This window comes from Pseudomonas mercuritolerans, assembly GCF_025706525.1.
Classification (GTDB): Bacteria; Pseudomonadota; Gammaproteobacteria; order Pseudomonadales; family Pseudomonadaceae; genus Aquipseudomonas; species Aquipseudomonas mercuritolerans.
Genome location: NZ_JAMSHA010000003.1, coordinates 634,166 through 660,459 on the forward strand (window position 1 = coordinate 634,166; position 26,294 = coordinate 660,459).

The 26,294-nt window shown below is 61.3% G+C and carries 20 protein-coding genes and 1 pseudogene; 16 read left to right on the forward strand and 5 right to left on the reverse strand.

What is annotated here, in order from left to right:
- Positions 1–5 precede the first annotated feature (5 nt).
- Entirely contained in the window at positions 6–476 is a 471-nt protein-coding gene (locus tag ND528_RS11400) for a DUF1810 domain-containing protein (RefSeq protein ID WP_136493783.1), read from the forward strand.
- Here ND528_RS11400 and ND528_RS11405 read toward each other — a convergent pair.
- Entirely contained in the window at positions 441–2,801 is a 2,361-nt protein-coding gene (locus ND528_RS11405; RefSeq protein WP_167333560.1) for a DNA polymerase II, read from the reverse strand. The two genes, ND528_RS11400 and ND528_RS11405, sit on opposite strands and share 36 nt — an antisense overlap.
- Positions 2,802–3,145: 344 nt before the next feature.
- On the opposite strand from ND528_RS11405, the gene ND528_RS11410 reads away from it, so the two are divergent.
- Positions 3,146–3,586, forward strand: coding sequence for a CBS domain-containing protein (locus tag ND528_RS11410; RefSeq protein WP_016775372.1), 441 nt, complete (start codon positions 3,146–3,148; stop codon positions 3,584–3,586).
- 121 nt (positions 3,587–3,707) lie between these two features.
- On the opposite strand, the gene ND528_RS11415 is transcribed toward ND528_RS11410, so the two are convergent.
- Entirely contained in the window at positions 3,708–4,337 is a 630-nt protein-coding gene (locus ND528_RS11415; RefSeq protein ID WP_212616723.1) for a glutathione S-transferase N-terminal domain-containing protein, read from the reverse strand.
- 1,072 nt (positions 4,338–5,409) lie between these two features.
- Between ND528_RS11415 and ND528_RS11420 the strand changes: the two genes are divergently transcribed.
- The 12 genes and pseudogenes from ND528_RS11420 (at position 5,410) to ND528_RS11475 (ending at position 18,744) form a co-directional block, all read left to right on the forward strand.
- The gene (locus ND528_RS11420) at positions 5,410–6,234 is read left to right on the forward strand and encodes an energy transducer TonB (protein ID WP_212616724.1); all 825 of its coding nucleotides are present in this window, start codon (positions 5,410–5,412) and stop codon (positions 6,232–6,234) included.
- A 45-nt stretch (positions 6,235–6,279) separates the two neighbouring features.
- Positions 6,280–6,987: a MotA/TolQ/ExbB proton channel family protein gene (locus ND528_RS11425; protein ID WP_212616725.1), complete on the forward strand. Its 708-nt coding sequence runs from the start codon at positions 6,280–6,282 to the stop codon at positions 6,985–6,987.
- On the forward strand, positions 6,987–7,388 hold the full coding sequence (locus ND528_RS11430; protein WP_016775377.1) for an ExbD/TolR family protein: 402 nt from the start codon (positions 6,987–6,989) through the stop codon (positions 7,386–7,388). The genes ND528_RS11425 and ND528_RS11430 overlap by 1 nt, the downstream gene beginning before the upstream one ends.
- 210 nt (positions 7,389–7,598) lie before the next feature.
- A complete protein-coding gene (locus ND528_RS11435) occupies positions 7,599–10,310 on the forward strand; it encodes a TonB-dependent receptor (RefSeq protein WP_263470339.1) in 2,712 nt (903 codons plus the stop codon).
- Positions 10,311–10,536: 226 nt separating this feature from the next.
- Positions 10,537–12,402: an extracellular solute-binding protein gene (locus ND528_RS11440; protein ID WP_263470340.1), complete on the forward strand. Its 1,866-nt coding sequence runs from the start codon at positions 10,537–10,539 to the stop codon at positions 12,400–12,402.
- Between the two features lies 1 nt (position 12,403).
- A complete protein-coding gene (locus tag ND528_RS11445; RefSeq protein WP_217852010.1) occupies positions 12,404–13,468 on the forward strand; it encodes a microcin C ABC transporter permease YejB in 1,065 nt (354 codons plus the stop codon).
- Positions 13,468–14,490 carry an ABC transporter permease gene (locus tag ND528_RS11450; protein ID WP_130910344.1) on the forward strand — a complete coding sequence of 341 codons (1,023 nt, stop codon included), beginning with the start codon at positions 13,468–13,470 and terminating at the stop codon, positions 14,488–14,490. Before ND528_RS11445 ends, ND528_RS11450 begins: the two co-directional genes overlap by 1 nt.
- A gap of 1 nt (position 14,491) precedes the next feature.
- Positions 14,492–16,030 (forward strand): annotated as a pseudogene (locus ND528_RS11455) (ABC transporter ATP-binding protein); the annotation flags it as partial.
- Positions 16,031–16,310: 280 nt separating this feature from the next.
- Entirely contained in the window at positions 16,311–16,832 is a 522-nt protein-coding gene (locus tag ND528_RS11460; RefSeq protein WP_130910342.1) for a DUF3455 domain-containing protein, read from the forward strand.
- 161 nt (positions 16,833–16,993) lie between these two features.
- Entirely contained in the window at positions 16,994–17,521 is a 528-nt protein-coding gene (locus ND528_RS11465) for a sigma-70 family RNA polymerase sigma factor (RefSeq protein WP_130910341.1), read from the forward strand.
- Positions 17,518–18,210 carry an anti-sigma factor gene (locus ND528_RS11470; protein WP_263470342.1) on the forward strand — a complete coding sequence of 231 codons (693 nt, stop codon included), beginning with the start codon at positions 17,518–17,520 and terminating at the stop codon, positions 18,208–18,210. Before ND528_RS11465 ends, ND528_RS11470 begins: the two co-directional genes overlap by 4 nt.
- Before the next feature lie 132 nt (positions 18,211–18,342).
- Positions 18,343–18,744, forward strand: coding sequence for a hypothetical protein (locus ND528_RS11475; protein ID WP_125918125.1), 402 nt, complete (start codon positions 18,343–18,345; stop codon positions 18,742–18,744).
- A 70-nt stretch (positions 18,745–18,814) separates the two neighbouring features.
- On the opposite strand, the gene ND528_RS11480 is transcribed toward ND528_RS11475, so the two are convergent.
- Positions 18,815–19,897: a DUF1615 domain-containing protein gene (locus ND528_RS11480; protein WP_130909704.1), complete on the reverse strand. Its 1,083-nt coding sequence runs from the start codon at positions 19,895–19,897 to the stop codon at positions 18,815–18,817.
- A 266-nt stretch (positions 19,898–20,163) separates the two neighbouring features.
- On the opposite strand from ND528_RS11480, the gene ND528_RS11485 reads away from it, so the two are divergent.
- Positions 20,164–22,368: a TonB-dependent receptor gene (locus ND528_RS11485; RefSeq protein WP_263470343.1), complete on the forward strand. Its 2,205-nt coding sequence runs from the start codon at positions 20,164–20,166 to the stop codon at positions 22,366–22,368.
- Positions 22,369–22,700: 332 nt separating this feature from the next.
- Entirely contained in the window at positions 22,701–24,236 is a 1,536-nt protein-coding gene (locus tag ND528_RS11490) for an FAD-dependent oxidoreductase (RefSeq protein ID WP_263470344.1), read from the forward strand.
- Positions 24,237–24,367: 131 nt separating this feature from the next.
- Here the strand turns inward: ND528_RS11490 and hemB are convergent, their stop codons facing one another.
- Together hemB and ND528_RS11500 are read right to left on the reverse strand one after the other, a co-directional pair.
- Entirely contained in the window at positions 24,368–25,342 is a 975-nt protein-coding gene (gene hemB, locus ND528_RS11495) for a porphobilinogen synthase (protein WP_016775388.1), read from the reverse strand.
- Positions 25,343–25,593: 251 nt separating this feature from the next.
- Positions 25,594–26,292 carry a glutathione binding-like protein gene (locus ND528_RS11500; RefSeq protein WP_263470345.1) on the reverse strand — a complete coding sequence of 233 codons (699 nt, stop codon included), beginning with the start codon at positions 26,290–26,292 and terminating at the stop codon, positions 25,594–25,596.
- Positions 26,293–26,294 lie beyond the last annotated feature (2 nt).

Genomic DNA, 26,294 nt, shown 5'->3' on the forward strand with positions numbered 1-26,294 from the left:
TCGCGATGAGAAGCACAGATCTGCAAGACCCGTACAACCTGCAACGTTTTGTCCAGGCTCAGGACCCGGTGTTCGAACGGGTCCAGCGTGAACTCGAAACGGGCCGCAAGCGCAGCCACTGGATGTGGTTCGTCTTTCCGCAGTTCGCCGGATTGGGCGGCAGCGAAATGGCCCGCCGCTTCGCCATCGGTTCAGCCGAGGAAGCCCAGGCCTATCTGGCCCACGAGCTGCTCGGGGCGCGGCTGCGCACCTGCACGCAACTGGTGCTGAATGTGCCGCAGCGCTCGATTGCAGAAATGTTTGGCCATCCCGATGACTTGAAATTTCATTCTTCGATGACCCTGTTCGCCCAGTTCAGCGCCGAGGACAGTCTGTTCCATCAGGCGCTGGAGCGGTACTTCCACGGCATTCTCGATGAATGGACGCTGCAACTGCTCGACTCAAAACAGGCCCAGTTGCCCACCGATCAGGGTTGAGAAGTCGTCGTCGACAAACGGCAGAATCGCATCCGCCACCGGTTGCAGCTGGCGCGTGATGTAGTGGTCGTAGTCGATGGCGGCGCGGCGTACTTCCAGCGGCTCCGGGCCGGCCAGGGTGATGACGTAACTGATCCAGCCGCCGTTCTGATACTGCCGGGGCCGCCCCTGCTCGGCGTTGTAGTCATCGGCGAGCCGCGCCGCGCGGACGTGCGGCGGTACGTTGCGTTCGTAATCGTCGAGGGTGCGGCGCAGACGTTTGCGGTAGATCAGCCGATCGTCGAACTCGCCGGCGAGGGTCTTGCGCACGTAATCGCGCACATAATCCTGGTACGGCTTGCGCTGAAAGATCCGCTCATACAGTTCCTGCTGAAATTGCCGGGCCAGCAGCGACCAGTCGGTGCGCACGGTTTCCAGGCCTTTGTAGACCATTTCTTCGCTGCCATCGGCGCGGGTGACCAGTCCGGCGTAGCGCTTCTTGCTGCCCTCCTCGGCGCCGCGAATCGTCGGCATCAGGAAGCGCTTGTAGTGAATCTCGAACTGCAATTCCAGCGCGCTTTCCAGCCCGTATTCTTCGCGCACATGGGCGCGCCACCAATCATTGACGTGTTTGACCAGCGCATGGCCGATCTGCGCTGCTTCATCCTGACCGTGCAGACTGCGCAGCCAGACGAAGGTTGAATCGGTGTCGCCGTAAATCACCGCATGGCCCTGTTCTTCGATCAACTGGCGGGTGCGCAGCATGATTTCGTGGCCGCGCAAGGTGATCGACGAGGCCAGTCGGGTATCGAAAAACCGGCAACCACTGGAGCCGAGCACGCCGTAGAAGGCGTTCATGATGATTTTCAGCGCCTGGGACAGCGGCGCGTTGTGCTCGCGTTTGGCGGTTTCGCGCCCTTCGGCCACTCGCGCCACGATGGACGGCAGGCAATGGCGGGTGCGCGAGAAGCGTGCGCCACGAAAGCCCGGCACCGAGTCAGCGTCGTCCGGGTGCTGCAGACCCTCGATCAAGCCCACCGGGTCGATCAGAAAGGTGCGAATGATCGACGGGTAGAGGCTTTTGTAATCGAGCACCAACACCGATTCGTAAAGCCCCGGCCGCGAATCCATGACAAAACCGCCGGGGCTGGCCTGAGGTGGATTGGTGCCCAGATTGGGTGCAACAAAGCCCTGGCGATGCATCAACGGCATGTACAAATGGGTGAACGCGGCGACCGAACCGCCGCTGCGGTCGGCGGGCAAACCGGTAACGCTGGCGCGTTCGAGCAAAAACGTCAGCAGTTCGGTCTTGGCGAAGATTCGCGTGACCAGCTCGCAGTCCTTGAGGTTGTATTTGGCCAGCGCCGGTTTGTCTTCGGCGAACATGCGGTTGATCTCGTCCATGCGCTGGTACGGGTTGTTGATCGCCTTGCCTTCGCCGAGCAGGGTCTGCGCGACGTTTTCCAGGCTGAACGAGGGAAAACTCCAGGTCGCCGAACGCAACGACTCGATGCCATCGATGATCAGCCGCCCCGCTGCCGAGGCGAAGTAGTGATTGCGGCTGCCGTGCTCGCGCCACTGCATTTCTTCGCCGCCACGACCGATCTTCAGCGGCACGCCGAGACGCCGTGCGTGTTCATGGAGGATGCGCAAATCGAACTGCACGACGTTCCAGCCAATGATCGCGTCGGGGTCGTGGCGGGCGAACCAGTCGTTGAGCTTCTTCAGAATGAGCGTGCGCGAGTCGCAGTATTCAAGGTCGAAATCGACAATGCTGGCGTCGCCGTTCGGCGCGCCGAGCATGTACACCTGGCGCTCGCCACAGCCTTCCAGCGCGATGGAATACAGCTCGCCGTTTTCGGTGGTTTCGATGTCGAGTGAGACCAAGCGCAGTTTCGGCCGGTAATCGGGGTCGGGTTTCAGCTGGGCGTTGATCAGTACTCCGTCAGCATCCGGGGTGCCGCCAAACAGCACCGGCGCGGTGATGAAGCGCTCCATCAGGTAGCGTTCCGGGGGACGCACGTCGGCTTCAAAGACGTCGACGCCGGCGCGGTTGAGCGCGGTTTCGAGGCGCATCAACTGGCCGTGCTGCTGGCAATACAGACCGAGCACCGGACGATGCTGAAAATCGAGCAAGGCCAACGGTCGCAATTCCACGTTCTTTTCATCGTGCAGCAGACGCTCGGCTGCTTCTCGCTGTGCGGCGGGAATAAATGCGACCGACGGCTGATGCGCCAGACGCACGCGGCGCGGCCCGGCGTCCGTTGCCAGCCAGAACTCGACTTCGGTGCCGGCCGGCGTATCGCGCCAATGCCGGGTCAGGACGAAGCCCTGCTGTAAATCCACCACTGCGACCTCAACGTTTCAATCAGAACGCCATTCTACGCAGCATTTGTGGCAAGGGATTTATCTGTGGCAAGAGGGATTTATCTGTGGCGAGGGGATTTATCCCCGTTGGCCTGCGCAGCAGGCCCTTTCATTAAAAGCGGGGCCGCTTCGCGGCCAGCGGGGATAAATCCCCTCGCCACAGATGCATCATTCACCGATACAAAGATGCTTCATTTACCGATACAAAGAAGTTTTTTCCGGCAAATGGCGTTTTTTGCACGCTAACTGCCGCTTTGCCACCTTGCTCTGCGCGGCTGCGTCTACGATGCTTGATGAACAACGACAACACCTGAGTAACCGCCATGAAGACCGTCGCCCAACTGCTCAAGCTCAAAGATCAGAAAAATCAGGAAGTGCACCAGATCAAACCCGATCACATGGTGCTCGAAGCGCTGATGAAGATGGCCGAGAAAAACGTCGGCGCCTTGCTGGTGGTCGAAGACGACAAAGTGGTCGGCATCATCAGCGAGCGTGACTATGCGCGCAAGCTGGTGCTGCACGGGCGCTCTTCGGTCGGTACGCCAGTGCGCGACATCATGGTCAAGGACGTGATCACCGTGGATACCCGACAAACCGTCGACACCTGCCTAGGCATCATGTCGGACAAACGCCTGCGCCACTTACCGGTGGTCGAGGACGGCCAGTTGATCGGCCTGCTGTCGATCGGCGACCTGGTGAAGGAAGCGATTGCCGAACAGGCCGAGCTGATCAAACAGCTGGAGCAGTACATTCGCGGGGAGTGAGCCCACGGCCGTGATCCCCTTGTGGGAGCGAGCCTGCTCGCGAATGCGCCAGGTCAGTCGACACATCTTTGACTGACAGACCGCTTTCGCGAGCAGGCTCGCTCCCACATTCATGAATCGGTCAGCCTTGAGACGGCCAATGCCGCTCAAACACCGGTGCCAGCACCGGGTGTCGGTCGATCCTTTGCAGCCAAGCATAAAAGCCCGGGCGGGTCTGGCGCAGGTGTTCGCGGCTGCCGGCCCAGCGGCTCACCACGGCCGCCAGCACATCCAGTGCGCCGGGCGTTTCATCATCCAGATACAGCTCCGCGGAAAACTGATCGGCAAACACCTCCCAACTGAAGTGCAGGCGCTGGCGCGTGCCCGCGATCAGGTTTTGCCGTGCGCTCTCGTCAGGCGTGATCAACCAGCGCTCGGGGTAATCGATGATGCCGACCGCCGCGTAGCAATTGCTGACGATATAGGCGAGGCCGCGAATCGCCTGATCACGATCGGCTGCCTTGCTCGGCAGCAGGCCGGACTTGGGAAACGTCAGGCCCAAGTGAATAAGGATCGCTGCACTTTCGGTCATGGCGCTGCCGTCCGGCAGTTGCAGGGTCGGTATCTGTTTCAGCGGATTGAGTTTGCCCAGCGCCTCGTCGGCCTCGGCGCTGGCTTCGGTATCAATGAAGCGATAGGCGATCTGGCACAACTCCAGTGCCGCCTCGATGGCAGCCGCGCCGGAATTCTTGTGCCCGTAGAGCTGGTACATGTCCGTTCCCCCGATAAGGCCTTTGCACAGGGTAGATGGCTGGCCGGCCTGACGTAGAAAATTCTGCATATGTGTCGTGATTGGCACGTTTTTCCCATGCACTGCCGACTTGCGAAATCAACCTTCGCCAATCAGCGCTGGCGGTGCCCATCCCGCACCAAGAGCATTCATCGAACGCTATCCGCGTTCTTGTAAGGTGCGACAGCGAACCAAAAGTTCGCCTGTCCGAGCTGGCAATAAGGAGTTCACCTGTGAATCTTCAAATGCTCCGCCGTACGACATACCCCACTCACTCGCAAATCCAGCCCCAAGTTCAGCCGAGCCTATTCAGCCTGGCGCGTTTCTCCTTTATTACCTGAAACCCAATGCACACTTTGCGTGCCTGGCGATAGAGCGATCGCCGGGCGCCAAGTGTTATTTATTTTTTAAATACGGCAATTAATAAAAGGCACAACAACAAGATTGTCGAACAATGACTTTCCGTCATTGAAATTGCACCAAAAGCGCACGCCCGAATGTGATGCAGTTAACCAATACTCCAGAATCAAAATAAGGAACATGTCCTGTGAACCGCTGAATGACTGACCTGCACCAAATCGATTCGCTACGCACCGATAGGTGCTAAGCCTGATCACCGAGCAGCCGCTCTATCCCGCCGATTGGCGTGGTACAGCGCTCCCTCTGACTCGCACCTGAAAAAGCCCTTCTGCGAGGACTTGAGGACCGCTTCGCGCCGAATAAACAGTGGGCGAATTTGAAACTTATATAAATGCGACATCAGCAACACCGAAGATATGCATTCAACCGGTTTCAGCAACATCTGGCACACCTGTTGCAAACTGTAACAAACCTGAGACAGCTCGCGTCTCCACACAACAACAAGCCACGGAATGGATAATGAACAATCGATATAGATGCTACTAAGCCATTAAGTTTGTTCGAGGCCGTTTAAACAGATAGTCCAACTATCGGCCCGCGTACACCTTGAAGAAAGTTGCCCCCACTCACTCGAACATCAGCCATATGTTCGGACGGCACCTTATTGCCCTTCATCTGACCCGAGGGAGCTTTAATGAACGATGCGGTAAAGCACAAAACCCTGCCGGGGCCGTTGCAGCAAGCGCCGGTCTCGCCGGCAATGGGCAGGCCGGCGTTTACAGCCAATACGTCACGACCCGGCGGGTTGAACAAACCACAGATGCTCTTGCTGATCGCCGTGTCGGCGCTGATACACGGCGGCGCGTGGTGGTTCTTCCATCAGGCGCGTCCTGAGCCACTGCCGACGCCGCCGGAAATCCCGGAAATGACCGTCGAGCTGACCAGCCCGACGCCTCCGGCCCCACCCACACCGGAACCACCTCCACCGCCCCCGCCTCCTCCGCCGCCGGAACCCGAGCAGCCGGTGGAAGACGAGGACGCGGTCAAGCCGCCGCCCAAACCGGTGGAGAAGCCCAAGCCAATCGAAAAACCGAAACCGGTGGAAAAGCCAAAACCGGCGAAAAAAGTCGAGCCACCGAAAGCGCCGCCCGCCCCGGCGCAACCGTCCGCACCTGCGGCGCCGACGACACCGAGCGCACCACCGGCACCACCTGCTGCGCCCGCTCCGGTCAAGGAATCGGCAGCGATTTCCGGCCTGGCCAGCCTCGGCAACCCGCCGCCGGAATACCCGTCGCTGGCGCTGCGCCGCAATTGGGAAGGCAGCGTGGTGCTGCGCATTCAGGTGCTGGCCAACGGCCGTGCTGGCAGCGTGACGGTGACCAAGTCCAGCGGCAAGCCGCAACTGGACGAGGCGGCCGTCGCGGCGGTGAAGAACTGGAAGTTCATTCCGGCCAAGCGCGGCGACACGCCGATCGACGGCTTCGCCACCCAGACCATCGATTTCAAATTGCCGCAATGACGGCGCAACCGACTCATTACTGATTAACGCAAGCGAGGTGTAGCCATGAACGATTCACTGTCTTCGATGATTGTCCCCGGTGTGCTCTGGGGCCTGGTGCTGTTTTCCGTGGTCAGTTGGGCGATCCTGCTGGTCAAGTCGGCCCAGTACCTGCGCCAGAAAGCGCAGAACAAACAGTTCACCAAAGCCTTCTGGAGCGCGCCGGACCTGCTCACCGCCGCCGAACACGCCAGCCAGTATCCAGGCTCGCTGGCGCGCATCGCCAGCAGCGGTTTCGAAGCCCTGCTGGTCGAAGAGTCGCCGCGCACCACGCAACAACTGGCGCACACCATCAACCGCTCCGATCGCCTGGAACGCAACCTGCGCCAGCAGATCCAGAAAGAACGTCGCTCGCTGGAAAACGGCCAGGCGATCCTCGCCAGTATCGGCAGCACCGCGCCGTTCATTGGCCTGTTCGGCACCGTGTGGGGAATCATGGAAGCCCTGCAAAGCATTGGCGAAACCGGCTCGGCCAGCCTTGAAGCGGTCGCCGGGCCTATCGGCCACGCGCTGATCGCTACGGGCGTGGGCATCGCCGTCGCGGTGCCGGCGGTGCTGATCTACAACTTCTTCCTGCGTCGGCTGAAACTCGCCTCGGCGGACATGGACGACTTCGCCCACGACTTCGACGCCCTCGCCTCGCGCAGTGCGTTTTCCATCAGCCGCCAGGCCATTGCCAGCAGAAGCACCAACGCCGTGCGGGAGGCCAGCTGATGTCCTTCTCCACTCAAGACAGCGATGAAGTGCTCAGCGAAATGAACGTCACGCCGCTGGTCGACGTGATGCTCGTGCTGCTGGTGGTGTTCATTGTCACCGCGCCGCTGATGACCAACGCGATCAAGGTCAACCTGCCGAAAACCGACGCCGTCGCCCCTGCCGAAAAGAAAGACCCGGTGGTGGTCAGCGTCGATCAGGACGGCAAGTTCTATCTGGCCAAGACCGAACTGGCCCCGGAATCCCTCGAGGCCAGCCTCAAGGAGGTCAAGGCCAAAGACGCCGAAGTCCGTGTGCAATTGCAGGCCGATGCCGCCGTCAATTACGGCCAGGTGGCCAAGGCCATGGCATCGATCGAACGCTCCGGCATCAGCAAGATTTCGGTGATGACCACCCACTGATGACGGTGCCGGGCGGCTGTTGAAAGCATCCGCCCGGCACCGCTGAAAAAGAAATCCCGTCGCACCCGGCCGACCGAAAAAACGCTACGCGTCTTCGGAGGGGATCGGCTTGCTTGAAGAAAGTGGTTTTCCGCGCGCGGTATCACCGGAAGCGGAGCAATGAGCGGCTCACAAGGCCAATTCGATAACGTCTGAAAATCGGAAACAACCATGCTGATGAACACTCCACGCTTCACGCTCAAACCTTTGGTGGCAACCATGTCTCGCCACCGTTTCGTTCCGCTGTATCTGGTGGCCATGGGGATGGGCGCCGGGACCGTGCAAGCGGCCGAGGACGACAGCAGCGCCACGCCGGCAGCCGCTGTCGTGGCGGCGCCGACCACGCAACTGCAACGGGTCGAAGTGACCGGTTCGGCGATTCGCCGGGTCGATGCAGAAACGGCGGTGCCGATCACCATTCTCAAGGCTGAGGAGCTGCGCAAACAGGGCGTGACCACCACCGCCGAACTGGTGCAGCGCATCACCGGCAGCCAGTCGATCAACAACAGCGCCGGCTCCGTCGGCGCGGCAACGGGTGGTGCGTCGTTTGCCGACATGCGCGGCATCGGCGCGAACAAGACGCTGGTGCTGCTCAACGGTCGACGCCTGGCCAACAATGCCCTGTCGGGGACCAACTCGGCCGGCGGCGCGGTGGACCTGAACATGATCCCGTTTGCCGCCATCGAACGCGTGGAAGTGCTGCGCGACGGCGCCTCGGCCCTGTACGGCACCGACGCCATCGGCGGTGTGATCAACTTCATCACCAAGAAATCCCTTACCGACGGCGCGTTGACCCTCGGTGGCGAAACGCCGACCCACAGCGGTGGCGGCGCGACCAAGGACATGAGCGCCAGTTGGGGCTACGGCGATCTGGAAGAAGACCGCTTCAACGTCCTCGGCGTGTTCAACTACAACAAGCAGCAGAACCTCGACGCCAACGACCGCTCCTTCGCCACCGACTACGCGCCCGGTCGCGGTCTCGATCAGACCTCCGGCACCGCGTTCCCCGGCAACTACAGCCAGAACGGCAACGCCACCAACCCGTTGGCCAACAGCAATTGCAACGGCCCCAACCTGATCGCCCGCGACGGCTTGTGCCGCTTCAGCACCCGTGAATTCATCGACCTGGTGCCGCAAACCGAGAAGACCTCGTTCTTCGGCAAGACCACTGCCAAGCTCGGCGATGATCACAACGCCAACCTTGAATATTTCTGGTCGCGCAACAACAACGCCGTCGCCGTCGGCCCGGCGCCACTGACCGGCCTGAGTCTGGATTCTTCCTCGCCGTACTACCCCGGCAACGGCATCACCCCGGCGCCGACCGATTTCGCCCTAGACCCGACGCAGCCGGTCGATGTGAACTGGCGTGAAACCGCTGCCGGCCCGCGTGAATCGAAAGACCAGAACACCAGCCAACGCTTTCTGCTGAGCTTCGACGGCCTGGTGGGTGGTTGGGATTACAACGTCGGCGCCTCGTACAACCAGAACAAAATCGTCTCCAGCGTCACCAGTGGCTATGTCAGCGATCAGGCGATGATTGACGGGCTGGCCAGCGGTCTGCTCAACCCGTTCGGCCCGCAGACCGCTGCCGGCCAGCAGTACATCGATGCCGCCGCGTACCACGGCGCTTACTCCACCGCCGTGGGCCGCGTTGCCGGTTTCGATGGCCGGGTCAGCCGTGAAATCGGCGACTGGTTCGGCGCAGGTCCGTCCGGTCTGGCGCTGGGCGGCGAGTACCGCAAGGAGAAATTCCATCAGGACTTCGAGTCGTTCGCCGGCGACATCCAGAGCCTCGGCATCGATCCGGCCGGTAGCGTCGAAGGTGATCGCAGCGTCAAGGCCGCCTATGCCGAACTCAACGTGCCGGTGCTCGACAGCCTTGAATTGTCCGCCGCTGTGCGCCACGACAAATACAGCGACTTCGGCAGCACCACCAACCCGAAATATTCGTTCCGTTATCAGCCGCTCAAAGAGCTGGTGGTGCGTGGCGCCTACAGCGAAGGTTTCCGCGCGCCTTCGCTGTATGAACTGTATTCGCCGCGCAGCATCACCTTCACCCAGGGTTTCTACAACGATCCGGTGCTGTGTACCGGCGGTGTGGTGCAACCGGGCGGTAACGGCGGGCGCGATTGCGGTCAGCAATTCCTCAACCAGATTGGCGGCAACGAGGATCTGGCCCCGGAGAAGGCGCGCAACGTCACCTTGGGCTTCGTCTACCAACCGATCAGCAATCTGTCGGTGGGTCTGGATTTCTGGTGGATTCACATCTCCAACCAGATCCAGCCGTTCCCGGAATCCACCGTGTTCGATCAGGCCGGCTCCTACCCGGACCGCTTCGTGCGCAACGCCGACGGCACGCTCAACTACATCGTTACCGGCAACGCCAACCTCGGCATCGTCGAAACCAATGGTGTCGATGTGTCGCTCGACTATCGCTTTCCGAACACGCCGTACGGTCAGTTTGGTCTCGGCCTGCAAGGCACCTATGTCGACGAGTACGACTTCCAGAGCACCATCAAAGGCCCGTTCACCGACAAGGTCGGCGATTTTCAGGGTGACGGCGTGATTGCGCGCTGGAAGCACAACCTCACCGGCAGTTGGAGCCTCGGTGCGGCGCGAGCAGCGCTGACCAACCGCTTCACCACCGGTTACAACGATTACGACCGCGAGACCCACGCAAGGGTGGCGTCGTATTCGGTGTGGGACCTGTCGGCCGGTTACACCTTCAACAAAGTGCTCGACGTTGATGCCGGGATGAAGAACGTGTTCGACCGCAACCCGCCGTTCTCCAACCAGGCCTACAACTTCCAGAGCGGCTATGACCCGCGCTACACCGACCCGCTGGGCCGGACATTGTTTGCGCGCATGACGTATCACTTCTGACCCGAGATAAAACGCATCCCTCTGTGGGAGCGAGCCTTTGTGGTGAGGGGATTTATCCCCGATGGGGTGCGAAGCGCCCCCAAGACCTGCCGACGCGGAGCATCGGAAGTACCGCATGCATTGATCTTGCGACTGCTGCGCAGCCGATCGGGGATAAATCCCCTCGCCACAAGGGCTCGCTCCCACCGGGGGTCCGGGTTCCTTCAGGGATTTCAAGGGTGACTTCATGAGTTTTTTGCGCAACATGGCTGGCCTGCTGCTGGGCAGTGCGCTGCTGTGCACTGGCACTTCGGCACTGGCCGGCGGCAGTCACGCGCTGACGGTGTATGGCGAGGCGCCGAAGTATCCGGCCGGCTTCAAGCATTTCGATTTTGTTAACCCCGACGCGCCCAAGGGCGGTTCGCTCAGCCGTGCGTCGATGGAGATCGGTCAGTACAACTACATCACGCCGTATGCCGATCAGGGCATTTCGGTGGTGCAGGTCAATGACTGGGTGTATTCGCCATTGGCGTTTCGTTCGCTGGATGAGCCCTACACGGTTTACGCTCTGGTCGCGCAGCAGATCGAGCGCGATCCGGAGGGTTTGTGGGTGCGCTTCACCCTCAACCCCAAGGCACGCTTCGCCGACGGCACGCCCATCACCGCCGAAGACGTGCGCTACACCTTCAACCTGCTGATGACCAAGGGCAGCCTGAGTTATCGCCAGCAATATGCCGACGTGCAAGACGTGCTGGTCGAAGGTCCACGGCAGGTGCGCTTCACCTTCAAGAACAACCTCAATCGCACCCTTGCACTGGATCTGGCGACGCTGCGCGTGCTGCCCGAGCACTGGTGGAAAACCCGCGACTTCGCCAATGGCGGCGGCTTCGAGCCACCGCTGGGCAGCGGCCCGTACCGGGTGAGCAAGGTCGACGCCGGGCGCGGCATCAGTTTCCAGCGTGACCCGGACTGGTGGGGCAAGGACCTGCCGGTCAGTCGCGGCATGTACAACTTCGACAGCCTGACGGTGAATTTCTACGGCGACACCGACGTCGCTCGCCAACTGCTGCAGGCCGGTGCGTTCGACTACAACCGCGAGTTTTCTTCCTCGGGTTACGTGGTTGGCTACGACAGCCCGGCCCTGCGCGACGGGCGCTTGCAAAAAGCCATTCTGGCGCCGCACAAACCCACCGCCGCCCAAGGTTTTGTGTTCAACCTGCAAAACCCGTTCTTCAAGGATCGCCGCGTGCGTCAGGCGATCAGCCTGCTCTGGGATTTCGAGTGGACCAACAAACAGATGATGCGCGGCTTCTACGTGCGTCAGAACAGCTTCTGGCCCAAAAGTGAAATGGCCGCCAGCACCCTGCCCGATGCCGAGGAATTGAAGATCCTCGAACCGTTGCGCGGCAAGGTTCCTGACGAGGTGTTCACCACGGTCTATGAAGCGCCGAAAACCGATGGCAGCGGCTACATCCGCGACAAGCAATTGCAAGCGCTGAAACTGCTCGCCGAAGCCGGTTGGACGGCGAAAAACAATCGTCTGGTCAACGCCGCCGGCGAGCCGCTGGAATTCACCTTTCTCGATGGTCAGGGCGGCTTCGATCGCATGCTGCTGCCGTTCAAACGCACCCTCGCGCAGATCGGCATCACGCTCAATCTGCGCCGCATCGATTCAGCGCAATACATCAACCGTCTCAACGCCCGCGATTACGACATGATCGTCTGCGCTTTCCCGCGCAGTGGCGATCCGATCGTCTCACCAGGCCGCGAATTGTACAGCCTGTACGGCTCGCAAAGTGCCACGCAAGTCGGCAGCTCGAACGCGATGGTGCTGGCCGATCCGGCGGTCGATCAACTGCTCGACGGGCTGGTCCAGGCCAACAACCGCGAAGCCATGGTGCATTACGCCCGCGCCCTCGACCGGGTGCTGCAATGGGGTTACTACATGATTCCCAACTACTACTCCAAAGGCACGCCGACGGTGTATCAGAACCGCTTCGGCATGCCCGCCGTGCAACCTTCGTATGACGAAGGCCTCAACACCTGGTGGGAAGTCTCGGCCAGGCCGCTGACGACTCAGCAGATGAGCGCTCAGCTTGCGGGAGGCCAGTGACATGCTGCGTTATCTGAGTCGCCGATTGCTGCTGATCATCCCCACGCTGTTGTGCATTCTGGTGGTGAATTTTCTTATCGTGCAGGCCGCACCCGGCGGCCCGGTGGAACAAGCCATCGCCCGCCTGCAAGGCTTTGGCGGGCACAGCATGGGCGGTGGCGGCGAAGTCGCCGCGGTCGGCGGTGCCGGGCGCAGCAGCCGTGGGCTGGACCCGGCGCTGATCGAGGAAATCAAACACCATTACGGCTTCGACAAACCGCTGCACCAACGCCTGTGGCTGCTGCTGAAAAACTACGCACAACTGGATCTGGGCAACAGCTTCTTTCGCGGCGCCAAGGTCACCGACCTGATCGTGCAAAAGCTGCCGGTGTCGTTGTCGCTGGGCTTGTGGGCGACGCTGATCACCTACCTGATTTCAATCCCGCTGGGCATTCGCAAGGCAATCAGGAACGGCAGCGCCTTCGATGTCTGGAGCAGCACGGCGATCATCGTCGGTTATGCGATGCCGGCGTTTCTCTTCGCCATTCTGTTGATCGTGGTGTTCGCCGGGGGCAGCTACGTCAACTGGTTTCCGGTGCAGGGACTGGTGTCGGACAACTTCGACAGCCTCAGCACATTGGGCAAGGTCGGCGACTACCTCTGGCACCTGGTGCTGCCGGTCACGGCGCTGGTGATCGGCGGCTTTGCCACGCTGACGATCCTGACCAAGAACAGCTTTCTCAACGAGATCAGCCGGCAGTACGTGATCACCGCACGAGCCAAGGGCCTGACAGAGCGGCGCGTGCTGTACGGCCACGTGTTTCGCAACGCCATGCTGCTGGTGGTGGCCGGCGTGCCGTCGGCACTGATCGAAGTGTTTTTCGCCGGTTCCCTGCTGATCGAAACCATCTTCAACCTCGACGGCCTCGGGCGCATGAGCTACGAAGCGGCGGTGTCGCGTGACTATCCGGTGGTGTTCGGCGCGCTGTTTCTGTTCACCCTGTTCGGCCTGCTGATCAAGCTGATTGGCGACCTCTGCTACACCCTGCTCGACCCGCGCATCGATTTCTCGGCGAGGACTGCCTGATGTTCACACTGTCGCCTCTGGGCCAGCGCCGCGTCGCGCAATTCAAGGCCAACCGCCGTGGGCGCTGGTCACTGTGGCTGTTTGTCGGCCTGTGCCTGATCTGCCTCGGTGGCGAGTTGATCGCCAACGACAAGCCGCTGGTGATCCGCTACCACGACGCCTTTTACTTTCCGATCCTCAGCGATTATCTGGAAACCGATTTCGGCGGCGAGCTGCCGTTTCAACCGGATTACGCCAGCAGTTACGTACACAAACTGATCGAGGATCAGGGCGGCTGGATGCTGTTTCCGCCGATCCCGTTCAGCTACGACACGGTCAACTACGACCTCACCGAACCGGCGCCCAGCCCGCCGTCATCGAGCAATTGGCTGGGCACCGACGATCAGGCTCGCGATGTTCTGGCGCGGGTGATTTTCGGCACGCGGATTTCAATTCTGTTTGCGCTGATCCTCACCGCCATCAGCGCGTTGATCGGCATTGTCGCCGGGGCAATGCAGGGCTACTACGGCGGCTGGGTCGACTTGCTCGGGCAGCGCGTCCTGGAAATCTGGTCGGGGCTGCCGGTGCTGTATCTGCTGATCATTCTGTCCGGCTTCGTCTCGCCGAGTTTCTGGTGGTTGCTGGGGATCATGGCGCTGTTTTCCTGGCTGGCGCTGGTCGACGTGGTGCGCGCCGAGTTCCTCCGTGGGCGCAATCTCGAATACGTCAAAGCCGCGCGCGCGCTGGGCCTGACCGACAGCGAACTGATGCGCCGGCACATTCTGCCCAACGCCATGACTTCCACCCTCACCTACCTGCCGTTCATTCTCACCGGCGCCATCGCCACCCTGACCGCGCTGGATTTTCTCGGCTTTGGCATGCCCGCCGGCACCGCGTCGCTGGGTGAACTGATCGGCCAGGCCAAACGCAATCTGCAGGCACCGTGGCTGGGGCTGACAGCGTTTTTTGCCCTGGCGCTGATCCTGTCTTTGCTGGTTTTCATCGGTGAAGCGTGCCGAGATGCCTTTGATCCGAGGAGCTGACATGCAAGACCATTTAATCGAGATCCGCGACCTGCGCGTCGCCTTCGCGGGGCAGGAAGTGGTGCACGGTGTGAACCTGGATATCCGCCGTGGCGAGTGTCTGGCGCTGGTCGGTGAATCCGGCTCGGGCAAGTCGGTGACGGCGCATTCGATTCTGCGTCTGTTGCCGGGCAAGAACGTCAGCAGCAGCGGCGCGATTCGCTACAACGGCGTGGATTTGCTGCACGCCAGCGAACAGCAGATGCGTGGTCTGCGCGGCAATCGCATTGCGATGATTTTCCAGGAGCCGATGACCTCGCTGAACCCGCTGCACACGGTGGAAAAACAGATCAGCGAAGTGCTGGAAATCCACAAGGGCCTCAAGGGCCGCGCCGCCCGCACGCGGACTCTGGAGCTGCTCGAGCTGGTGGGTATTCGCCAGCCGTCGCAGCGTTTGAAAGCCTATCCGCATCAGCTTTCCGGTGGTCAGCGGCAACGGGTGATGATCGCCATGGCGCTGGCCAACGAGCCGGAATTGTTGATTGCCGACGAACCGACCACAGCGCTGGACGTGACCGTACAGCAGAAGATTCTTGAACTGCTGATCGAACTGCAGCAGCGCCTCGGCATGTCGCTGTTGCTGATCAGCCACGACCTCAATCTGGTGCGCCGGATCGCTCAGCGCGTGTGCGTTATGCGTCAAGGCGAGATCGTTGAACAGGCCGATTGCGAGACGCTGTTCCAAGCGCCGCAACATCCTTACAGCCGCTTGTTGATCGAGGCTGAACCGAGCGGCGCGCCAGTGCCCAGTGAGTACGAGCACAACCTGCTGGAAGTCGATGATTTGAAGGTGTGGTTTCCCCTGCCGAAAAAACTCTTCAGCCGCCAGCAGGATTACATCAAAGCGGTGGACGGGGTCAGTTTCACCCTGCAACGCGGCAAGACGTTGGGCATCGTCGGCGAGTCGGGTTCGGGCAAGTCGACGCTGGGTCAGGCGATCCTGCGACTGGTCGAATCAGAGGGCAATATCCGTTTCGGCAACAAGCAGTTGAGCCTGCTCAATCAGCGCCTGATGCGCCCGTTGCGCCGGCAGATTCAGGTGGTGTTTCAGGACCCGTTCGGCAGCCTCAGCCCGCGCATGTCGGTGCAGCAGATCATCGCCGAAGGCTTGCTGACCCACGGCATCGGCAGCGAGGCCGAGCGCGAGGCAGCGGTGATTCGCGTGCTCGAGGAGGTCGGCCTCGATCCGCAGAGCCGCCATCGTTACCCCCACGAGTTTTCCGGCGGCCAGCGCCAGCGCATCTCCATCGCCCGCGCACTGGTGCTGGAACCGGCGCTGATCCTGCTCGACGAACCGACGTCGGCGCTGGATCGCACGGTGCAGAAGCAAGTGGTGGAATTGTTGCGCCAGTTGCAGATCAGGCATGGGCTGACCTATCTGTTCATCAGCCATGACCTGGCGGTGGTGCATGCGCTGGCGCATGACTTGATGGTGATCAAGGATGGCAAGGTGATTGAACAAGGCTCGTCGCGGGAGATTTTCGCTGCGCCGAAACATCCGTAAACCCAAGAGTTACTGAAAGCCTCGGGCCTCAAGCCTTATAGAGAGCCTTGTGGGAGCGAGCCTGCTCGCGAATGCGGTGCGTCAGTCACATAAGAGCTGACTGAACCGACGCTTTCGTCGGAACGCCGCCCGGAGCAGGCTCGCTCCCACAGGTTTGATCGGTGGTGTTTGAAATTTATTTTTCCGGCACTGCATCCAATCGCCTCCGCCACGGGTAGTCCCTGTAACAGCCCACTCTGGTGCTGTCAGCGCCCTACCCTTTTCGGAGAATCATCGGATGAACATCACCCAGCTGATTGGCTTCACCGGTTTGCTCGCTTTCACCGCGACCACCTTCGCCCAGAGCAGTTATCCCGACGCGATCAAGGTGCCGGACGGGCACAAGATTGCCCTGGAGACCACCGGGGTTGGCGAGATCACCTACGAATGCCGCGACAAGCCCAATGTGGCCGGGCAGACCGAATGGACCTTTGTCGGCCCGAAAGCGGTGCTCAATGATCGCAGCGGCAAACAGGTCGGCACTTATTTCGGCCCGCCAGCGACGTGGCAAGCCAAGGACGGTTCGAAAGTCACCGGCACACAACTCGCCGTGGCACCGTCGAGCCCGGGCAACCTGCCCTATCAACTGGTCAAGGCCAATCCGGCCGAGGGCAAAGGCGCGATGACCGGGGTCAGCTACATCCAGCGCGTCGCGCTCAAGGGCGGCGTCGCGCCGGGCAGTGAGTGCACCATGGCGAACAAGGGCAAGCAGGAAGTGGTGAAGTACCAGGCGGATTATATTTTCTGGGCGGCGAACTGATATTCGGAAGCAGTGCACAATCCTGTGGGAGCGAGCCTGCTCGCGAAGACGGAGTGTCAGTCGCCTTATTACTTTCTGACCCACCGCATTCGCGAGCAGGCTCGCTCCCACAGGGAACAATGCGTCTGGATGTTTGGGAAATGTGAGCTAGATTGCACCCCATGCCTTTACCCGAATCCGTTTTCGATTACGAAGCCCGCCTCGCTGCCTGTGCCCGGGGCGAGCGTTTGGCTTTGCGCGATTTGTATGTGCAGGAAGGCCCGCGCCTGCTCGGCGTGGCCAAGCGGCTGGTGCGCGATACGGCGCTGGCGGAGGACATTGTGCATGAGGCGTTCATCAAGATCTGGCACGGCGCGGCCGGGTTCGACCCGGCGCGGGGTTCGGCGCGGGGCTGGATGTTCAGCGTGACCCGGCACCTGGCGTTGAATCAGCTGCGCAAGCAAAGTCGGGAAACGCCGTTCAGCGAAGAACATGAGGCAGCGGCGCCTGATGAGGCGGTCGATGTTCACTCGGCACGCATTCATCGCTGCCTCGAGCAACTGGAACCGCAGCGGCGCAGCTGCATCCTCCACGCCTACGTCGACGGTTACAGCCACGCGCAGATTTCCGCACGCCTCGACACGCCGCTGGGCACGGTCAAAGCGTGGATCAAGCGCAGCCTCAATGCTTTGCGGGAGTGCATGGGATGACCGGCGAATCAGCGCAGGAACGGGATGAACTGGCCGGCGAATACGTACTCGGCACCTTGTCGTTCGAGCAGCGCATCGAGGTGGAACGGCGCCTGCCGAACGATCCCGAACTGCGTGCAGCGGTGGATGCCTGGGAGCGGCGTCTGCTGGAGCTGACCGATCTGGCCGAACCTCAGCAACCCTCGGCGCAGTTATGGCCGCGTATCGAACGCAGTCTCGAACGGCTGGCGGTGAAGAAACCGCTAACCTCGTGGTGGAATCTGCTGCCGCTGTGGCGCGGCTTGAGCGCGGCCGGGCTGGCGGCGACATTGATCCTCGGCACGATGCTGCTGACGCAGACTGCGCCGAAACCGAGTTATCTGGTGGTGCTGGTGGCGCCGCAGGACAAGGCGCCGGGATGGGTGATTCAGGCGAGCAATGCGCGCGAGATCCAGTTGATTCCGTTAGGAGTGGTCGAGGTGCCGGCGGACAAGGCGCTGGAGTTCTGGACCAAGGCTGACGGCTGGTCGGGGCCGGTGTCGTTGGGCTTGGTCAAGCCGGGGCAGGCATTGTCGGTGCCGCTGGACAAACTGCCGCCATTGCAACCGAACCAGCTGTTTGAGCTGACGCTGGAAGGCGCCAATGGCTCACCGATCGGCAAACCGACCGGGCCGATTCAGGCGATCGGGCGTGCGGTGAAGGTGCTCTGAGGCTCTGCTACGCGGTTGTCCGCAACCATCATCGACGTCGATGTTCACCATCACGGCAATGAAGTTCTCATAAAAAATTCCGGGCGTAACATCAGCTCCATACCAACCAACAACACCCCGGAGCACACCATCATGAAACGCCAGACTCTTCTCAGCATTGCTTTCTCGGTTTTCGCAGTTAACGCTTTCGCCGCCACCCCGGCGCACACCATGATCGCCGAAGGAGGCTCGGACAAACTGATCGAAAGCCGTCTGGCTGAAGGTGGTTCGGATCGTCTGATCGAACGCCGTGTTGCTGAAGGTGGTTCGGATCGTCTGATCGAACGCCGTGTTGCCGAAGGTGGTTCTGATCGTCTGATCGAACGCCGTGTTGCCGAAGGTGGCTCGGATCGTCTGATCGAACGCCGCGTTGCTGAAGGTGGTTCGGATCGTCTGATCGAGCGCCGCGTTGCTGAAGGTGGTTCGGATCGTCTGATCGAGCGCCGTGTTGCCGAAGGTGGTTCTGATCGTCTGATCGAACGCCGTGTTGCCTGATGCATGACTGCAAGCGCAACACCGCAGAGAAACCCGGCTCCCGCAGCCGGGTTTTTTATGTCTGCGTGTTTTATCCGGCCTTGGCCATGCAGCGCTTGTAGCGCTCGTCCACGCGCTTGGCGAACCAGGCTGTGGTGAGTTTGCGGGTGATCTTCGGACTTTGCAGCACAATTCCCGGCAATACCGCACGCGGTAACGCCTTGCCTTCGGCCCGCTCCGCCAGTTCGAACACGCGCTGATAGAGTTTGGTCTCTTCGAATTCCAGGGTTTTGCCTTTCTCCAATTGATCGCGAATCGTCGGGTTGCGCATGCCCAGCGACTTGCCGAGGGTGCGCACCGCCAGTTCGGTACTGCCGGGCATGATCGAGTCGTAGCGAATCAGGTCGCCGTCCAGGGTCAGCGGGATGCCGGAAGCGCGGCTGACCGCATTCTGAAACGCGGCATTGCGGCTGGCGTACCAGCCGGCGTTGAAATCGGCGAAACGATACAACGGCTCACGGTAACTCACCGGATAACCGAGCAAATGGGCGATGCCGAAATACATGCCGCCGCGCCTGCTGAACACTTCACGACGAATCGTGCCGTCCACCGGGTACGGGTAATCCTTGGCGTGCTCCTCGGCGAATTCGATGCTGACCTGCATCGGCCCGCCGGTGTGCACCGGGTTGAACCCGCCGAACAACGTGCGACCCATCGGCACCATGCCAATGAAATCGTCGAAAATCGCGCTCAGCTCTTTTTCACTGCGCGCAGCGTTCAGGCGTTCGCTGTAGCTCTTGCCGTTGGGCGAGCGCACTTGCAGAGCGCCGCTGACCAGCAGGCTGGGGATGTGCACCTTGGCGGCGCGGCGGTCGATTTCGTCGCGGGCGATCTTGCCCAGGCCGGGCACTGTAGGGTCGGCCTGGAAAGTGGACTCCTGCTCGGCCACGGCCAGTACCGAACACAGATTCTGCGTGGTGGTGTTGATGCCCTGTGCGGCGAACGCGGCGTAGATGTCCGTGGCCCAGCCCTGACGGTCGGCAGTTTTCGCCGGCAACAGCCGAACGATTTCCGCCTTCACTTCAGCCGGCGGACGCGGCGCCGGTTCGTTGCTGCGCTGGCTGGCGCAACCGGCGAGCAGCAGCAAAGCGCCGAGAGTAATGAGTAATCGCATGTTGCTCCATCCAATCAAATTAGCCACAACACCATACACAACCCCCGTAGGAGCTGCCGCAGGCTGCGATCTTTTGATCTTGCTTATTGCAGATCAGATCAAGATCAAGATCAAAAGATCGCAGCCTTCGGCAGCTCCTACGGATGACAAACTGATTGCAAAACGTTACTGCGAAACCCTATCATTCGCGCCTGGAGTCGCATTAGCGCAAGGAGTTCCGCGCCGCCCTTATTTTTTCTTTGGCCGTTCGCCTCCAGGTATCCGACATGCCCGCTTCTGCTCGACTCGGCGCTCCATTTCGCCCGACTTTGCTTGCTCTGCTGTGCTCCCTGACCGTCACCGCCCACGCCGCTGAAGACAACAGCAAAGCGCTGGTGCTCGACGACGTCAACGTCAATGCCCAGGCCCCGACACCCAACGCCCTGCCCCCGGTCTACTCTGGCGGTCAGGTCGCGCGCGGCGGCCAGTTGGGCGTGCTCGGCAATCAGGACATGATGGACGTGCCGTTCAGCGCAGCGTCCTACACCGAGCAATTGATCCAGGATCAGCAGGCGGAAAACGTCGCCGACGTGCTGCTCAACGATTCTTCCGTGCGCCAGGCCTCGGGCTTCTCCAACCAGGCGCAGGTCTTCATGATTCGCGGCCTGCCGCTCAATGGCGACGACATTTCCTATAACGGCCTCTACGGCGTATTGCCCCGGCAGATCATTTCCACCGATGCGCTGGAGCGCGTGGAAGTGTTCAAGGGCCCCAACGCTTTCATCAACGGCGTGACCCCGACCGGTTCCGGCATCGGCGGCGGCGTCAACCTGCAACCCAAGCGCGCCGGCGACGTGCCGCTGCGCAGTTACACCACCGACATCAACAGCGAAGGCCGCATCGGTCATCACTTCGACATCGGCCAGCGTTTCGGTGAAGACAACCGCTTCGGCGCGCGGGTCAACCTGTCGCAGCGCGAAGGCGACACCGGCATCGATCACGAGAACCAGCGCTCGAAACTGTTCGCCATCGGCCTGGATTATCGCGGCGATGCGCTGCGGGTGTCCGGTGACTTTGCCTATCAGAAGGAACGCGTCAACGGTGGCCGCAGCTCGGTCAACCTCGGCACCGCCACGCACATCCCGGACGCGCCATCGGCGGACACCAACTACGCGCCGAAATGGGGTTACACCGACATCGAAGACACCTTCGGCATGCTCCGCGCCGAATACGACCTCAACGACAACTGGACCGCCTACGCCGCCGGTGGCGCCAAGCACACCCGTGAAGTCGGCCGGTACAACTCGACCACACTGGTCGGCAACAGCGGCGCGTCGTTCACCACTGGCTCGTTCGTCCCGCATGACGAGGACAACACCAGCGTCATGGCCGGTCTCAACGGCAAGTTCAACACCGGCCCGGTCAGCCACAAGCTGAATTTCGGCCTGACCGGGATCTGGGCCGAGCAGCGCAGTGCTTATGACTTCGACCTGACCCGCTACTCGAACAATATTTACCATCCGATCACTCCTCCGGCACCGGTCGGCAATTTCTCTGGCGGCGATCTCAACGATCCGGGCATCGTCGGCAAGACCTTCAACCGCAGCGTGGCAATTTCCGACACCCTCGGTTTCTTCGATGATCGCCTGCTGGTCACCGCCGGTCTGCGTCGTCAGCAACTGGTGGTGCAGGGTTACAGCTACGCCAGCTACGGCAGCGGCCCGCGTTCGTCGAGCTACGACGAATCGATCACCACGCCGGTGTACGGCATCGTGTTCAAGCCGTGGGAGCATGTGTCGTTCTACGCCAACCATATCGAAGGCCTGGCCCAAGGGCCGACTTCGCCGACCAGCTCCGGCGGTTTCCGCGTGACCAACGGCAACGAAGTCTACGCACCGAAACGCTCCAAGCAGACCGAACTGGGCGTGAAAGTCGACATGGGCACCTACGGCGCGAGCCTGGGCGTTTATCGCATCGAACAGCCAAGCGACGGCTACTGCGAAATCAACAGCGCCACCACTTGCACCTACGTGCGCGAAGGCGAGCAGATCAACAAAGGCGTGGAGATGAACGTGTTCGGCGAGCCGATCGACGGCCTGCGCCTGATCAGCGGCCTGACCCTGATGGATACCGAACTGAAAAACACCCTCAACGGCGCCAACGACGGTAACCACGCCATCGGCGTGCCGACCTTCCAGTTCAACGCTGGCGTGGATTGGGACGTGCCGGGCCTGCAAGGCGTTGCGCTGAACGCGCGGATGCTGCGCACCGGCGGGCAATACGCCGACGCAGCGAACAACCTCAGCCTGCCAACCTGGAACCGCTTCGACGCGGGCGCACGCTATGCGTTCAAGGTGTCGGAGAAGGACGTGACCGTGCGGTTCGGCGTCGAGAACGTGGCGAACAAGAAGTACTGGGAATCGGCTCAGGGCGGCTACCTGACCCAGGGCGAACCGCGAGTGGCGAAGTTGTCGGGGACGATCGACTTCTAAGCGCCGGAAAGATCAAAAGCCCCTCACCCTAACCCTCTCCCAGAGGGAGAGGGGACTGATCGGGTTGCTTCGACAATTGAAGCCGACCTGATATTCCGAGTCGAACTCAAATCTTGAAAAGCTTGAAGATCGGCTCCCTTTCCCCCTCGCCCCCTTGGGGGAGAGGGCTGGGGTGAGGGGGATCGATTCGGGCAACACCGAACATCTTCAGCCGAACACCGAACAGCCCCACTCGCCTGACTACCACGCAGCCTTACTCCGTCTGGCCGACCACACTGGCCACCCTCTCCCGCTGATCCATACTTGCTGCACAGCCACAAGAGGACAGCCCCATGAATCGCAGCGACGTGCTGATCATCGGCGCCGGCCCGACCGGGCTGGTACTGGCCCTGTGGCTGAGCAAACTCGGCGTGCGCGTGCGCATCATCGACAAGACCTCGGCGCCCGGCACCACTTCCCGTGCTCTGGCGGTGCAGGCACGCACCCTCGAGCTGTATCGCCAACTCGACCTGGCAGACACCATTGTGCGCAACGGCCATCAGGTCGCTGCGGCGAATTTCTGGGTCAACGGCAAACCGGTCGCGCAGTTGCCCCTCAAGCGCATCGGCGAAGGCCTGACGCCCTACGCGTTTGTCGAGATTTTCCCGCAGGACGAGCACGAACGGTTGCTACTCGAGCGCCTCGAAGACTACGGCGTCAGCGTCGAGCGCAATACCGCGCTGGACAGCTTCACGGACACCGGCGACACCATCACCGCCCATCTGCGCCTGCCCGATGGCCGGCAGGAAGTCTGTCAGGCCTGCTATCTGGCCGGTTGCGACGGCGCCCGTTCGGTGGTGCGCAAAACCCTCGACACCGACTTCCCTGGCGGTACCTATCAGCAGATTTTCTACGTCGCCGATGTCACGGCCAGCGGCCCGGCACTGAATGGCGAGCTGCATCTGGATCTGGACGAAGCGGACTTTCTCGCGGTGTTCCCACTGGCCGGCGAAGGCCGTGCGCGGCTGATCGGCACGGTGCGTGATGAACGCGCCGAGCGTGCCGACACCCTGCAATTTTCCGACGTCAGCAGCCGCGCTATCGAGCACCTGAAAGTGCACATCGAAGACGTGCACTGGTTCTCCACTTACCGCGTGCATCACCGCGTGGCCGAGCACTTTCGCAGCGGCCGGGCGTTTCTGCTCGGCGATGCCGCCCATGTACACAGTCCGGCCGGTGGCCAGGGCATGAACACGGGCATTGGCGATGCAATCAATCTGGCGTGGAAACTCGCTGCCGTGCTCAGTGGTGGCGCCGAGCCGAGGCTGCTCGACACCTACGAATCCGAGCGCATCGCCTTCGCTCGCCGACTGGTCTCCACCACCGACAAGGTGTTCAGTTTCGTCACCGCGCAGGGTCGCATGGCCGATCTGCTACGGATGCGTGTGGCGCCGTTTCTGCTGCCGAAAATGGCCGGGTTCGAAGCCAGCCGCGAATTCCTGTTTCGCACGGTCTCGCAAGTCACCCTCAACTATCGCGGCATGCCACTGAGCCAGGGTGAAGCCGGCCACGTGCACGGCGGCGACCGCTTGCCGTGGGCGCATGATGGCGAAGGGGATAATTTCGAGCCGCTACGGCAGCCATGCTGGCAGGTGCATGTCTACGGCGACATCAGCGACGAGATGATCGCCTGGTGCGCTGAACATCACTTGCCGCTGCACCTCTTCGACTGGCGCCCGGCGTTTGAGACGGCGGGTTTGGGGCGCAACGGATTTTATCTGTTGCGGCCGGATACCTATGTGGCGATTGCCGACGACAGTGCCGATCCGAAGGTGATCGAACGCTACTTCCGCGATCACGGCATCCGCCCGATCTTCAACTGTGCCTGAATCATGCACACTGCAAAAACCTGTGGGAGCTGGCTTGCCAGCGATTGCGGTGGTTCAGTCAACATTGATTTTGACCGTGCCGGCCTCATCGCTGGCAAGCCAGCTCCCACAGGGGGGTTATGCGATGGGGCTTAGATCCCGGCGAGTGCCAGATCCATCGCAAAGTAGGTGAAGATCAGATCCGCCCCCGCACGCTTGATTGCGCCAAGGCTTTCGCGGACCACGCGATCTTCATCGATCGCCCCGGCCTGGGCGCCGAACTTGATCATCGCGTACTCGCCGCTGACCTGATACGCCGCCAATGGCAGGTTCGAGGCCTGGCGAATGTCGCGGATGATGTCGAGGTAGGCGCCGGCCGGTTTGACCATCAGCGCATCGGCACCTTCCTGCTCATCGAGCAGCGATTCGCGCAGGGCTTCGCGGCGGTTCATCGGGTTCATCTGATAGCTTTTGCGGTCGCCCTTGAGCGCGCTGCCGCCGGCCTCGCGGAACGGACCGTACAGCGCCGAGGCGAATTTGGTCGAGTAGGCCATGATCGGAATCTGCGTGAAGCCGGCGGCGTCGAGCGCCTGGCGAATCGCGCGAACCTGGCCGTCCATCGCTGCCGAGGGCGCAATCACGTCAGCCCCGGCGCGGGCGGCGGCCACGGCTTGTTTGCCGAGGTTGATCAGGGTCTGGTCGTTGTCGACTTCGTGGTTGTGCATCACGCCGCAATGGCCGTGATCGGTGTATTCGCAGAAGCAGGTGTCGGACATCACGATCATTTCCGGCACGGCATCCTTGGCGATGCGCGACATGCGCGAGACCAGGCCGTCTTCGCGCCAGGTGTCGCTGCCGTTGGCATCGAGATGATGGGACACGCCAAAGGTCATCACCGACTTGATGCCGGCACGGGCATAGCGCTCGATTTCGCTGGCCAGTTTGCGCTCGGGAATGCGCTGCACGCCGGGCATGCTGGTGATCGGCACGAAGTCGTCGATGTCTTCCTCGACGAAGATCGGCAGGACCAGATCGTTCAGGCTGAACTCGGTTTCCTGGAACAGACTGCGCAGGCTCGCATTGCGGCGCAGACGGCGGGGACGTGCTTCGGGGAACTGACTGGACATGGGGCCTTTCCTGAAAACAGCGGATGAGACGAAAGTCGTAGGGGGCGAAGCTTATGCCTTGCGGCGGGTGCGGGACAAACCTGGATCAATCAAGAGAGCGTTACCGGGCTTGTAATAATCCTGCTGCTGATCGCGCATTTCCCCCTGTGGGAGCGAGCCTGCTCGCGAATGCGCTGGGTCAGAAACGAAAATGGTGTCTGATACGACGCTTTCGCGAGCAGGCTCGCTCCCACAGTGGCGACTGTATTGGGTCAGGACGGGATAGTCAGGCCACGAATGACCGCCGGGCGAGCGAGAAACCGCTCCAGCACCCGCGTGACATTGGGGAAATTCTGAATCCCGACCAGATCCCCGGCCTCATAGAAGCCAAGCAGATTGCGCACCCACGGGAACGTGGCGATGTCGGCGATGGTGTAGCGCTCGCCCATGATCCAGTCGCGGCCTTCGAGGTGAGTGTTGAGCACGTTCAGCAGGCGTTTGCTCTCCTCGACATACCGATCGCGTGGACGCTTGTCCTCGTAATCCTTACCAGCAAATTTGTTGAAGAAACCGAGCTGGCCGAACATCGGTCCGATGCCGCCCATCTGCCACATCAGCCACTGGATGGTCTCGTAGCGCAGCGCGCCTTCCTGAGCGAGCAACTGGCCACTCTTGTCGGCCAGATAAATCAGGATCGCGCCGGATTCGAACAGTGGCAGCGGTTTGTCTTCCGGGCCATGCGGGTCGAGGATCGCCGGGATCTTGTTGTTCGGGTTCAGCGAGAGAAATTCCGCCGAGGTCTGGTCGTTGGTGTCGAAACCGACGCGGTGCGGCTCGTACGGCAGGCCGATTTCTTCGAGCATGATCGACACTTTGACGCCGTTGGGGGTCGGCAGGGAGTAGAGCTGAATCCAGTCCGGGTACTGCGCCGGCCATTTCTGAGTAATCGGGAATGCAGACAGATCGGTCATTG